12 protein-coding genes are annotated in these 11,874 nt (G+C 57.6%); 10 read left to right on the top strand and 2 right to left on the bottom strand.

Annotation, left to right across the window (positions count from 1 at the left end; genetic code table 11):
- Positions 1-21: 21 nt before the first annotated feature.
- The 10 genes from E3W21_RS28415 to E3W21_RS28370 all read left to right on the top strand — a co-directional run bounded on the left by E3W21_RS28415 (position 22) and on the right by E3W21_RS28370 (position 9,539).
- Complete coding sequence (locus E3W21_RS28415) at positions 22-438, top strand: RidA family protein (RefSeq protein WP_008027166.1); 417 nt, start codon at positions 22-24, stop codon at positions 436-438.
- Positions 439-600: 162 nt separating this feature from the next.
- A complete protein-coding gene (locus E3W21_RS28410; protein ID WP_134422934.1) occupies positions 601-1,278 on the top strand; it encodes a DUF1028 domain-containing protein in 678 nt (225 codons plus the stop codon).
- Complete coding sequence (argE, locus tag E3W21_RS28405) at positions 1,275-2,426, top strand: acetylornithine deacetylase (RefSeq protein ID WP_134422932.1); 1,152 nt, start codon at positions 1,275-1,277, stop codon at positions 2,424-2,426. The genes E3W21_RS28410 and argE overlap by 4 nt, the downstream gene beginning before the upstream one ends.
- Before the next feature lie 303 nt (positions 2,427-2,729).
- Positions 2,730-4,145 carry a cytosine permease gene (locus E3W21_RS28400; protein ID WP_134422930.1) on the top strand — a complete coding sequence of 472 codons (1,416 nt, stop codon included), beginning with the start codon at positions 2,730-2,732 and terminating at the stop codon, positions 4,143-4,145.
- A 208-nt stretch (positions 4,146-4,353) separates the two neighbouring features.
- Complete coding sequence (locus E3W21_RS28395; protein ID WP_134422928.1) at positions 4,354-4,572, top strand: PLD nuclease N-terminal domain-containing protein; 219 nt, start codon at positions 4,354-4,356, stop codon at positions 4,570-4,572.
- A gap of 680 nt (positions 4,573-5,252) precedes the next feature.
- A complete protein-coding gene (locus E3W21_RS28390; protein ID WP_134422926.1) occupies positions 5,253-5,546 on the top strand; it encodes a fructose-bisphosphate aldolase in 294 nt (97 codons plus the stop codon).
- A gap of 193 nt (positions 5,547-5,739) precedes the next feature.
- The gene (locus E3W21_RS28385) at positions 5,740-7,218 is read left to right on the top strand and encodes a hypothetical protein (RefSeq protein WP_134422924.1); all 1,479 of its coding nucleotides are present in this window, start codon (positions 5,740-5,742) and stop codon (positions 7,216-7,218) included.
- 96 nt (positions 7,219-7,314) lie between these two features.
- Positions 7,315-8,148 carry a suppressor of fused domain protein gene (locus E3W21_RS28380; RefSeq protein WP_134422922.1) on the top strand — a complete coding sequence of 278 codons (834 nt, stop codon included), beginning with the start codon at positions 7,315-7,317 and terminating at the stop codon, positions 8,146-8,148.
- A gap of 229 nt (positions 8,149-8,377) precedes the next feature.
- Positions 8,378-8,896: a hypothetical protein gene (locus tag E3W21_RS28375; RefSeq protein WP_134422920.1), complete on the top strand. Its 519-nt coding sequence runs from the start codon at positions 8,378-8,380 to the stop codon at positions 8,894-8,896.
- 13 nt (positions 8,897-8,909) lie between these two features.
- Positions 8,910-9,539: a hypothetical protein gene (locus E3W21_RS28370; RefSeq protein ID WP_134422918.1), complete on the top strand. Its 630-nt coding sequence runs from the start codon at positions 8,910-8,912 to the stop codon at positions 9,537-9,539.
- 48 nt (positions 9,540-9,587) lie between these two features.
- On the opposite strand, the gene E3W21_RS28365 is transcribed toward E3W21_RS28370, so the two are convergent.
- Positions 9,588-10,136, bottom strand: a complete 549-nt coding sequence (locus E3W21_RS28365; protein ID WP_007895886.1) for a cupin domain-containing protein — start codon at positions 10,134-10,136, stop codon at positions 9,588-9,590.
- Positions 10,137-10,580: 444 nt separating this feature from the next.
- The gene (locus tag E3W21_RS28360) at positions 10,581-11,864 is read right to left on the bottom strand and encodes an FAD-binding oxidoreductase (protein WP_134422916.1); all 1,284 of its coding nucleotides are present in this window, start codon (positions 11,862-11,864) and stop codon (positions 10,581-10,583) included.
- Between the last annotated feature and the right edge of the window lie 10 nt (positions 11,865-11,874).

The following is an 11,874-nucleotide window of genomic DNA, read 5'->3' as shown; positions in this document are numbered from 1 at the left end:
TTTCTTCTTCAGGAGCTTCAAATGTCCACGCCAACTCATACCCGTATTCGCATGTTCAACACCAAAGAAACCTACCCGAACCAGAGCCTGGACAACGACTTGTGCCAAGCGGTCCGGGCTGGCAACACCGTTTACGTTCGCGGCCAGGTCGGTACCGACTTCGAAGGCAACCTGGTGGGCCTCGGTGACCCGCGTGCGCAAACCGAGCAAGCCATGCGCAACGTCAAACAGTTGCTGGAAGAGGCCGGCAGCGACCTCAGCCACATCGTGAAAACCACCACTTACCTGATCGATCCGCGTTACCGCGAGCCGGTGTATCAGGAAGTCGGCAAGTGGCTTAAAGGGGTGTTTCCGATCTCGACCGGGCTGGTGGTGTCGGCGTTGGGGCAGCCGCAGTGGTTGATGGAGATTGATGTGATTGCGGTGATTCCTGAGTAAGCAGGTAAGACCGAGTCGCGGCCATCGCAGGCAAGCCAGCTCCCACAGGTTGTTCGTCGTTCACATACTTGTGGCCACTGAAGATCCCTGTGGGAGCGGGCTTGCTCGCGAAGGGGCCCGCCCAGACACCCATTTCGCCAACGCTAACCAAGGAGCAAAACCATGACCTTCTCCATCGCCGCCCGTTGCCCCGAAACCGGTCAGTTCGGCATTGCGATCAGTTCCTCCAGCATCGCCGTCGGCGCCCGTTGCCCCTGGCTGCTGCCGGGTGTCGGCGCCGTCTCCACACAAAACATCACCCTGCCGTCGCTCGGCCCGGAAGCCCTTGCCCTCATGGAACAAGGCCTCACGCCGGCCGAGGCTTTGGACAAGGTCCTGACCCGCAACGGCTACAGCCAATATCGGCAGATCACGGCGATAGACCATCTCGGCCGCACCGCGCATTTCAGCGGTTCGCAAACCCTGGGCAACCACAATGCCGTGTCCGGCAATCAATGCGTCGCTGCCGGCAACATGCTGGCGGACCGATCAGTGATCGAGGCCATGGTCGAGGCGTTCGAGCATGGCGAGGGCCAACTGACCGACCGCTTGCTCGCGGCCATGAAAGCGGCCATCGCCGCGGGCGGCGAAGCCGGGCCGGTGCATTCGGCGGCGGTGGTGGTGGTCGGCGAGTTGACCTGGCCGATCATCAACCTGCGGGTGGACTGGGCGGATCACGACCCGATCGGCCAGCTTGAGAAATTGTGGGACGCCTATCGCCCACAGGTTCAGGACTACATCGACCGCGCCCTGGCCCCCGACAAATCCCCTGGCTACGGCGTTGCCGGAGACGACCGATGAGCAACAGCCTCGATTTGCTGAAAACGTTGGTGGCGTTCGACACCACGAGCCGCGAATCAAACCTGCACCTTATCGAGTTCGTCCGCGACTACCTCGAACGCTTCGACGTGCCTTGCGAGCTGGTCTACAACGAGCCGCGCAGCAAGGCCAACCTGTTCGCCACCATTGGCCCGGCGGACCGGCCGGGCATCGTGCTGTCGGGGCACACCGACGTGGTGCCCGTCGACGGCCAGCCGTGGACCGTCGCGCCGTTCGAACTCACCGAGCGCGACGGCAAGTTGTACGGTCGCGGCACGGCGGACATGAAAGGCTACATAGCCTGCGTACTCGCGCTGGTCCCGTCGCTGGTGAAAGCCACGCTGCGGCTGCCGGTGCACATCGCACTTTCGTACGATGAGGAAGTCGGTTGCCTTGGTGTGCGTTCGTTGCTGTCGGAATTGGAAAAGCGCCCGGTCAAACCGATGCTCTGCATCATTGGTGAGCCGACCGAGCTCAAACCGGTGCTGGGCCATAAAGGCAAACTGGCGATGCGCTGCGATATTCACGGTGAAGCGTGCCATTCGGCGTACGCCCCACTCGGAGTCAATGCCATCGAGTACGCCGCCGAACTGATCGGTGAACTGAGGCGGATTGGCAACCGGCTCAAAGCGCCCGAGCATCACGACGCCCGTTTCGATCCGCCGTTCAGCACCGTGCAAACCGGCGTCATTTCCGGCGGCAAAGCCTTGAACATCGTCCCCGCCGATTGCCGTTTCGACTTCGAAATCCGCGCCCTGCCCTCGCATGATCCGAGCGAAGTTGCGCAGGAGCTGAAGGCCTATGCCGAACAGCAGGTATTGCCGCGCATGCGTGCTGTGAGTGAACAGAGTGAGATTCGATTTAGCGAGTTGTCGGCGTATCCCGGGTTGGCGACGGATGCGCAAAGTGAAGCAGCTGAGTTGATTGCTGCTTTCTGCGGCTCCCGAGAGTTCGGCACCGTAGCCTTCGGAACCGAGGGCGGCCTATTCGACGCAGCAGGCATTCCCACCGTCGTCTGCGGCCCCGGCAGCATGGATCAAGGCCATAAACCCGACGAATTCGTCAGCCTCGAACAACTCACAGCCTGCGACGTCATGCTCCATCGAATGCTGCAATCAATCAGCGAATAGCAAAGATTTTGAACCCACAAAAATTCCCTGTGGGAGCGGGCTTGCTCGCGAAGGCGGAGTGTCAGCCAACATCATTGTCGACTGACACTCCGCCTTCGCGAGCAAGTCGAATCGTCGCACCGCCGCTCCCACAGGTTTTTCACCGTCCCCACTGGCATACATTTTTTAACGTCTATACCCACAAACTTACTAATTTATCTCTCACTCCCCACCGCACATCATCAACTCCAACAAGAAAAGCGTCGCCCCGCGCGGCGCTCACCGAAGTACGTCCACGTACTCACTTTTGCCTTGGAGTCCGTCATGGTTACCGCAGCAACAACCTCCGCCCCGCTCATCGAAAAACACACCATCGGCTACGTGCCGCCCGAAGATCGCCACGGAAAAACCAAAGACCTGTTCACCCTCTGGTTCGGCGGCAACATCGCGCCGTTGCCCATCGTCACCGGCGCCCTCGGCGTGCAGATGTTCCACCTGAACCTGGTGTGGGGCATCGTCGCCATCCTCGTCGGCCACCTGGTCGGCGGCGTGCTGATGGCCCTGCACTCGGCGCAAGGCCCGCAGATGGGCATCCCGCAAATGATCCAGAGCCGCGCCCAGTTCGGCTCCCTCGGCGCACTGCTGGTGGTGCTGATCGCCGGCATCATGTACATCGGCTTCTTCGCCTCCAACATCGTCCTCGCCGGCAAATCCCTGCACGGCGTGGTCGACAGCGTACCGGTGCCGGTGGGCATCGTCATCGGCGCCCTCGGTTCGGGCATCATCGGCATCATCGGCTACCGCTTCATCCACGTGCTCAACCGCATCGGCACCTGGGTCCTCGGCGCCGGCATCGTGCTGGGCTTCGGCTACATCTTCACCCACGTGCAGACCGCCGACTTCCTCACCCGCGGCAGCTTCAACATCTCCGGCTGGCTCGCCACCGTCTCCCTCGCCGCACTCTGGCAAATCGCCTTCGCACCCTACGTCTCCGACTACTCGCGCTACCTGCCGGCCAACGTGCCCGTGGCCGCAACGTTCTGGACCACGTATCTGGGCACCGTGCTCGGCTCCAGCCTCTCGTTCATCTTCGGCGCCGTCGCCGTCCTCGCCACGCCCGTCGGCATGGACACCATGGACGCCGTCAAACTCGCCACCGGCTCCATCGGCCCACTGATGCTCGTGCTGTTCCTGCTCAGCGTCATCAGCCACAACGCCCTCAACCTCTACGGCGCCGTGCTGTCGCTGATCACCCTGATCCAAACCTTCGCCTACCGCTGGATCCCCACCGCCAAAAGCCGCGCCGTCCTCTCGGTCATCGTCCTCGCCGCCTGCTGCTTCGCCGCCGTCGGCGCCTCCGCCAACTTCATCGGCCACTTCGTCGACATGGTGCTGGTGCTGCTCGTAGTGCTGGTGCCGTGGACCGCGATCAACCTGATCGACTTCTACGCGATTCATAAAGGTCAGTACGACATCGGCTCGATCTTCAAGGTGGATGGCGGGATCTATGGGCGGTACAACCCGCAGGCGCTGTTGGCCTACGCGATTGGCATCGTGGTGCAAATCCCCTTCATGAACACGCCACTCTACGTCGGCCCCATCTCCGAACACATCAACGGCGCGGACCTGTCCTGGCTGGTCGGCCTGCTCATCACCTCGCCGCTCTACTACTGGCTAGCCAACCGCGACACCGCCTACAAACGCCGCCTCTCAACCGGAAAACTCGCCAACTCGATCTAACTAAACCCCCAATCCCATGTGGGAGCGGCGGTGCGACGATTCGACTTGCTCGCGAAGAGGACCTGACAGTCAACATCCATGTCGACTGTCACACCTTTCGCGAGCAAACCCGTTTTCGCTTTACCCGCCCTCCCCACAAAACCCCGAAATTTAATGAACCCCGCCCACACCCGCTCACCTAACTGAATGACTATCAGGAGGGTGACTCATGCAAACCGAAACCATCTGGATCGTACTCACAGCAATTCTTTTGCTCGTCGAGTTATGGGCAATCAACAGAGTGCGCAAAGCCGAAGGCAAATCGAGCAACAAACTCTTGTGGATAGTGGTGATCGTGTTCGTGCCATTGATTGGGGTGGTGGCATGGGCAGTGGCGGGACCGAAACACACCGAACACAACCCGCATTCGCCGCAGGCTGGACAATGATGTCGGAGGCAATGCGGTAAGAATTTGGGAAGTGCGCAAACTCAATCAACAAAGCCCCAAAGATTCCGGGCTTTGTTGTTTCCAGGCATTCGATCAGCGTAAAAGCTACCGAAAGCCAAAATCTTCTAATCTTCCGATCCGAAAATCTTGTAGGAAACCACCCTCTGTGGCGAGGGAGCTTGCTCCCGCTGGCCGGCGAAGCCGACCCAAACCCTGCCGATCAGTTAAACAACACCCAACCCCTGTAGCAGCTGGCGAAGCCTGCGTTCGGCTGCGCAGCAGCCGCAAACCCGCCACGCAAGGTCCACCTGACACTAAACAACCTTTGATTCCCGATTGTTTCTCAGCCGAATACAGACTCCGCCTTCAGCCACAAAACACGGATTTACGTCCTACACCCCCGTTTGCAGCCACCAAAATCGACGCCTATATTCGACGCGTCGCTGACCGCAGTTAGCGATTGGGTTTCGCAGCCCTACAGAATAGAATCAGCCGGCACCGTCATAAGACACCCAGGCGAGCTTCGCCTGCGTCGCAGTTTATGGCGGCTGTGCGTGGGAGACTTTCGAGTCTGCCAGGTTTGATTCTTTCCTGGTCTGCGAACCCGCGCACAGTTGCCACCCATTTTGTTTCGCAGCAAAAAGGTGGCAGTTCATCCCCTTCATAAAGAATCTTATCCAATGACAATGAACAATCCGCCTCGCCGCTTCACCCCCATGTCCCAATTCGCCACCGACTACCCCGTCCTCCTCATCGACAGCGACGCCCCACTCCGCGAACTCCACAACTGCGTCAGCGAACGCCTCAGCGCCGTCCTCAAGTACCTCAACCTCATGGCCTGCACCAGCCTCCCCGACTACGCCGAAAACGACATCAACACCGTCACCAACATCGCCCGGATCCTGGTCCAGGATGTGAGTGATGTGTTTCGGGTGATTGAGCAACGTGGGTTTGATGTACCAAAGAGTCAGTGATCAGAGTTGAGTCGTAAAAAACCCGCACTGAGCAGCGGGTTTTTTTGTTTTGTTCAGTACTGTCGAGTTACCGAGAGGATTGTCTTCTCTATCAGCACAGCACGAACACAATATCGTCTCTATAAGCGCCGCCCTATTTGGCAGCCAGCACTCATGTTAATATGCCATCACTTTTTCGATGAAGTACACCCGCATGGATGCCACGCCCCACCCTTTCAGCCTTTTTTCACTGCTTACCGCTGCCTTGATCCTCTCTGGATGCCAAGCGACAAAGCCCGCGTCCGCTCAAATCACAACACCTGAGGCCCAGCCGGGTCTTGCGGTTTTCAACAGTGTGATGTTCGAGACACCCGAGCCGAACTCGATCGTGCGCGAGGGAGATCGGATCACCTATGTAGTGGCTTCGTCCCCAAGTCCGGAACTCCACTATCTGGCACGTTTCGACGCCAACTGCAGCCAGCCCGATGCGCAAATGGCTTACCGCAGCAAAGAGGGAATGTCGCTATTCGCCGCCAACCCGCGGGGGCGTTCGGTTGAATCCTGGCAATTGCCTGCTGAACAAAAGAGCCAGTACCTGCAAAGTGCGCAGTTGAAGCAGGTGTGTGCCCAGACAACACCTCCTCAATGGCGCGTGTTCTCGGCACCCGAGCATCAGGATTGGCAGATGATCGACCGCAGCAACCTGAAAGTAAAAGGTGATGAGGTCACTTTCTGGACGGCTCGGGTACTACCCGGCGAGATGTTGGTGCCCGGCAAAAAAGTCTTGTATGGGCAGGTACGCCAGCGGTGGACGGCCAACTGCGCTCTGCAACAACTGACCGCGTTAAGCCGTTTCTACCTTGATACCCACAGTCGTGTGCTCGCTGGAAACATGCAGACAGATCTTAAAGCCATCGGCCTGCAAAGCCTCGGAGTCGATGAGCGTCAGCTGGTTCAGGTGGCCTGTGGCAAACCGCAGTCGCTGGACCAATACAAACAATTTGAAGGGCGTGAGCAGTCGCCTTTCGAATTACCGGCCCCCGTCGTTGCCGCCCCGGTGTTGAAAGCCATCGAGGCATTGAATATGCCCAAACCGGAGAAAAGCATTCAGCACCTGCGCCGGGTGTTCAAGGATAACTCCGTGCCAAGACAGTATTCAGATGACACCGTGCGATTCATGGAGCGTGACTCGAAATATCTTTCTGGCGAGGCGGGCAATCAACTGACGGAGCGTTTTAAAAAGCAAGGAAGTCAGTGGGTCAAAGCCACTTTCCGAGGCCTGATTGACTTGGCTGAATGTAAATACAGAACTCGTGCAGGTGAGATAACGATCGAGAAAAAGGCGCTGACGAACCTCAGCTTCCAGGGCGATTGGGCGAACATGCCGGTCGGCGCACTCCTGCGATACACGGCGCAGGAAATGCTGGTTCAATCCACCAACGGCGGGAAAGGTCCCAGAACCTTGGTGCAGGTCGACGACAGATACAGCTGTGAGGTGCAGTCGCAGAAACCCGCCAGCACGTATCACCCGAGTTTGACCGGGACTGCCAAGGTACTCAGTTGCACAAGAGATGCCTACCAATACAGCACCGACATTTACGTCTACCTCGAAGCGTATGGAATGTTTGTGCCGTTCCAATACGTCACGCGGAACGTGCAGGGCGAATGGACGATTGAGGTGGTGGAATCTTGAGTTGCCTGGCCATTAGCCCCAATAGAACCGTTGAAGTGGAAGCACAATCTGCTTCCGCGTTTTCACATCAATGCCAACACCCGGCAAGGAACGCACATGAATTTCTTTAAGAAGCTTCTCGACTCACTAAGAAGCCCTGTCACCCAAGACCTCCAGGCCGAACCGCAAATCGAGGCATTCCAGAAACTGGTGGCTTTCGGTGAGTTGAACGAGGCTGAAGCGGCCAATCTGGCGGCGCGACTCGCCGGCGAAGCGTGCCTGGATCGTCATTGGCGCTCTGTCGGCACCGTCGAGCGGGATGTCATTGCCTATATGATCAGTCCGAGTTTCAGGGGTGGCCCTGACTGGCCCTCGACTCGTCAGGCTTACCGGGTGGTTCGCCGTGGTGACTCGATACTCCTTGCCACCGACGGCCTGTCAGATCCATTCGATGGTGTTGAAGGGATGGGCAATGGTTTCGAGATGGAGTTGTTCATGGAAACAGCTGACATCCCTGAGCACGCGCGTGGATCACTCGGTGAGATCGATCTATTAAAAAACAGCTGGGCATTCGAACTGTTGGAACACGTTGCCAAAACGGTGGCCGACGCTGGAGGAGTCACCGAGCGGCTCGATCAGTACGGTACGCTATCTCTCGAAATTCCCGGGTTCAGCCTGTCGCACCACATGAGCGATCAACTCCCCAAAAACTTCGTGACCGAAGACGACTGTACAGGCGTCTTGCTGGGAGCCCTGGAACCGGATTTCCCGACCCGACTGGATGACATGCCGTTATCTCCGGTCAGGTTGGTTTCGATGGTATTGATCACCGCATCGGAGCTTGAATATGTCCGATCGGGTGGGCGAGCAGCACGCGAAGATCTGGTCAGCCGTTTGAAGGCCGCCGGCATCGGACATATGAGCAATCTGAATCGTGCTAGCGTTGTGTGAAAACCGAGCGGTCGCTTTCATGCGCACGATAAAAGGTGACAGATCTATTTATTAATAGATCTGTCACCTTTTACGATTATCCAAACGTATCGTACGAGTCGGACGAAAACACTTAAAAACAGGGATGCTGGAGACTCCGAATTTTACACTTGGAGAAAACCATCAGAACCATGTTCCTCCGTGTAAATTCTAATATTTTTCACCCAAACCGCTACGGACAGAAACGCCCATGAAACCGTTGTATTTAGGCTCGCTCCTGCTTCTGATTACGGGCTGCTCCCCGATCCCGCAATACGAAATCCCTGCCAATGCCCCCCAAGCGCAAATTCGCAGTGAAATGGACGCAATGACCAACCGTCGCAACTACCTGACCCTTAGCGCAGCGCCGACCATGGCCTGCAAATACGGCAGGTCGGTACCCGTGACACCCGCTCGGGAACTATTCTCGGTCAGCGGCGGGCCCCCATCGAAACCCGAAGGTTTTCGAGCCATTGAAGCGGGCAAACCGATCCACCTGATGCTGGAGGGCGGGGCCAGCGGCAACCGCAGATGCACAGTGGTTTTTGTCAGTGAGTTCATGCCGGGCGCCCGCTATGTGATCAAGGGCGGCATCGCCGAAGGCCCCAATGTCATGAGCGGCTGCCAGATCAACATCGTTGATCTGGATTCCGGAGCTCGACTCTTTCAGGCTAAGCAATCACCAGCCAAAGACTGTGCACTGGATCGGTTATCACTGCCGACGCCTTGAGCGCGCTGGCCGATTGAGCGCTGTCATCTATTCCGTTACTGTTGTTCATTGGCGCTGGAAATATACAAATATGGCGAGAAAACCTGAAACAACTTGGGAGATGCTGAATGAGGCCATGTCCCATTTCCAGGAGCACATTCGCAACAAGAAGTTAACCTGGGAGCTTTCGCTGGTCGACCTCCTGCACGTAAGCAACTTCAAGGGTGGAAACGCTTCTATAACAGAGCCGATGGCAACGCTGTCCGCGAAGCTGAAATACTACGAAATTGCTCTAAAGGAGATCGAAACAACATTTAAGAAAAAGCCTCTGAATAATCTGACAGAAGAGGAGCTGACTCAACTGACTGGTCGCTGCACAGACTTCCTCGCTTTAACAACAAAACCGAAAAGTAAAATCCGAGGTCTGGGGCCGTCTTACGCTTCAGCGCTATTGGCAGCGCACTTCATAGATCTCATCCCCGTTCTGGACCGTCGGGCCCTCAACGGCGCCGGCATCAGCGTTAAAACGTATAGCAACCGCCAGGTCAAGGACATCGCTAACCACTACGCCGAACTAATCAAGGCGTTTAGAGCGGCGCTGCGACTGACGCCAGAAATGACGTTGAGAGAGTTGGATAAACAATGGTTCAGTAAAAGCCTCTGAGATGTATGAACGGGAGAAGCGGCCCCCCGCCGCTTCTATCATCAGGTATCAGAAGTTAGCTGGCGTATTCGCACTAATAATCTCCGCCTCATCCGCCCCTATATTCCGAAACCGATGCGGCAGCGTCGTCGGAAAGTAATACCCATCCCCGGCATTCAGCACACTAATCTGCCCATCAACAGTCAGCTCCACAGTGCCACGGGTAACAAGCCCACACTCCTCCCCTTCCGAGTGCACAATCGGCTCTTCCCCCGAACTCGCCCCAGGCGCGTATTGCTCGCGCAAAAGGCGCATCTGCCGACTCGGCACCGAAGCGCCAATCAGCAGCAACCGCAATCCATGACGCCCGAGATCCGGCTGTTCATTAGCCCGAAACACGTATTGATGCTCACGCGGAGGCTGATCAAAGGTAAAGAAGTCCGCCAAAGACATGGGGATGCCTTCGAGCAGTTTTTTGAGGGAGCTGACGGAGGGACTGACGCGATTTTGTTCGATCAGGGAGATGGTGGCATTGGTGACGCCGCTACGCCGGGCCAGCTCGCGCTGGGAGAGTTTGTAGCTTTCGCGTACTAATTTGAGTCGTGAGCCCGTGTCCATGACAGCCTTATGCGAGGAATACTTAAGGGTTATGGGGGTGGATGGCGGGCGACTTTTGGCCGCGAAGATACCGCTTCCCTGTCCCGGAAATTTGAAAGGCGGGTATTAAATCACGTTTGGTTGTGTTGCTCAGCAGGTTCGATAAATGGTTGGGTAAAAAGGTTGTTTCGGCCTGAAGTCAGGGGGTTTGGCCTTGAGAAATGCAGGTGCGATTTCTGTGGGTCAGTTGGGATTGATAGTGATTGGTATGGCCTCATCGCGAGCAAGCTCGCTCCCACAGTTTGGTTCTGGTTGGTCACAGATTTTGTGTATGCCATGGATCTCTTGTGGGAGCGGGCTTGCTCGCGAAGGCGGTGTGTCAGCTACATCATTGTTGGATGTTAAGCCGCCTTCGCGAGCAAGTCGAATCGTCGCACCGCCGCTCCCACAGGGATTGCGCTGGGGTTAGATGCCGAATCGGTCACGCAGCGCGTAATACGCGGCGCCCATGGCGGTGAGTGGGGCCTGGAAGGTGCGGCCACCGATCATTGGCATGTGCGGGAGCGAAGCGAATGCATCGAAGCGTTCGGCGTCGCCGCGGATCATTTCCGAGATCAGTTTGCCGGCCAGGTGCGAGCAGGTGACGCCGTGGCCGCTGTAGCCTTGCATGTAGTAGGCGTTTTTCTCGATGCGGCCGAATTGCGGCATGCGGGACATGGTCAGCAGGAAGTTGCCGGTCCAGCGGTAGTCGATTTTAACGTCCTTCAGTTGCGGGAAGCTCTTGAGGATTTTCGGCTTGATCAGTTGCTCGATGTCGTCCGGTTCGCGGGCGCCGTAGACCACGCCGCCGCCGTACAGCAAGCGGTTGTCGGCAGTGAGGCGGTAGTAGTCGAGCAGGTAGTTGCAGTCTTCGACGCAGTAGTTGTTTTTGATCAGGCTGCGCGCAACCTTTTCCGACAACGGCTCTGTGACGACGATTTGCGAGCCGCACGGCATGCTTTTGCGCGTGACGCGGTTGTCGAGGTCTTGCGGCAGGTAGGCGTTGCCGGCGATCAGCAGGTACTTGGCGCGCACGATGCCTTTGGCGGTGCGCACGGTGATCGGTTCGCCGTAGGTGATTTCCACGGCGGCGGATTGTTCGTAGATTTTGCCGCCCAGGCCGATGATGGCCGAGGCTTCGCCGAGGGCCAGGTTCAGCGGGTGGATGTGGCCGCCCTGCATGTCGAGCAGGCCGCCGACGTAGTTGTCGCAACCCACTTCGCGCTTGATGTCCGCCGCGTCGAGCATTTTCAGGTTCTTGTTGCCGTAGCGTTCCCAGCTGCTTTTCTGCGCGGCCAGGCCTTTGAGTTGCTTTTTGTTCAGCGCAGCGAAGATGCCGCCCGGGCGGTAGTCGCACTGGATGTCGTAGTGTTGTATGCGCTGACGGATGATGTCGGCGCCTTCGAAAATCATGCTTCCGAGGACTTCGGCGGTTTTGTCGCCGTAGCGTTCTTCGATGACATCGACGTCGCGGCTGTAGGAGTTGACCAGTTGGCCGCCATTGCGACCGCTGGCGCCGAAACCGACTTTGGCGGCTTCGAGCACGGTCACGCTGTAGCCCGCTTCGGCGAGGAACAGGGCCGAGGACAAACCGGTGTAGCCGGCGCCGATCACGCAGACGTCGCAGTCCACCGCTTGTTCGAGCACCGGGAAGTCTCCGGTGAAGTTGCGGGTGGCGGCGTAGTAGCTGTTTACATGTGTCTGTTTCATAGGTTTCTCC

It is taken from the genome of Pseudomonas sp. F01002 (genome assembly GCF_004402115.1).
Taxonomy (GTDB): domain Bacteria; phylum Pseudomonadota; class Gammaproteobacteria; order Pseudomonadales; family Pseudomonadaceae; genus Aquipseudomonas; species Aquipseudomonas frigoris.
The sequence above is the reverse complement of the archived record's forward strand: the minus strand, read 5'-3'. Positions and strand labels throughout refer to the sequence as shown.

Bases quoted from the DNA above. Each gene is read 5' to 3' on its own strand.
- E3W21_RS28415 (WP_008027166.1), top strand. From the start codon at position 22: ATGTCCACGCCAACTCATACCCGTATTCGCATGTTCAACACCAAAGAA.
- E3W21_RS28410 (WP_134422934.1), top strand. From the start codon at position 601: ATGACCTTCTCCATCGCCGCCCGTTGCCCCGAAACCGGTCAGTTCGGC.
- argE (WP_134422932.1), top strand. From the start codon at position 1,275: ATGAGCAACAGCCTCGATTTGCTGAAAACGTTGGTGGCGTTCGACACC.
- E3W21_RS28400 (WP_134422930.1), top strand. From the start codon at position 2,730: ATGGTTACCGCAGCAACAACCTCCGCCCCGCTCATCGAAAAACACACC.
- E3W21_RS28395 (WP_134422928.1), top strand. From the start codon at position 4,354: ATGCAAACCGAAACCATCTGGATCGTACTCACAGCAATTCTTTTGCTC.
- E3W21_RS28390 (WP_134422926.1), top strand. From the start codon at position 5,253: ATGACAATGAACAATCCGCCTCGCCGCTTCACCCCCATGTCCCAATTC.
- E3W21_RS28385 (WP_134422924.1), top strand. From the start codon at position 5,740: ATGGATGCCACGCCCCACCCTTTCAGCCTTTTTTCACTGCTTACCGCT.
- E3W21_RS28380 (WP_134422922.1), top strand. From the start codon at position 7,315: ATGAATTTCTTTAAGAAGCTTCTCGACTCACTAAGAAGCCCTGTCACC.
- E3W21_RS28375 (WP_134422920.1), top strand. From the start codon at position 8,378: ATGAAACCGTTGTATTTAGGCTCGCTCCTGCTTCTGATTACGGGCTGC.
- E3W21_RS28365 (WP_007895886.1), bottom strand. From the start codon at position 10,136: ATGGACACGGGCTCACGACTCAAATTAGTACGCGAAAGCTACAAACTC.
- E3W21_RS28360 (WP_134422916.1), bottom strand. From the start codon at position 11,864: ATGAAACAGACACATGTAAACAGCTACTACGCCGCCACCCGCAACTTC.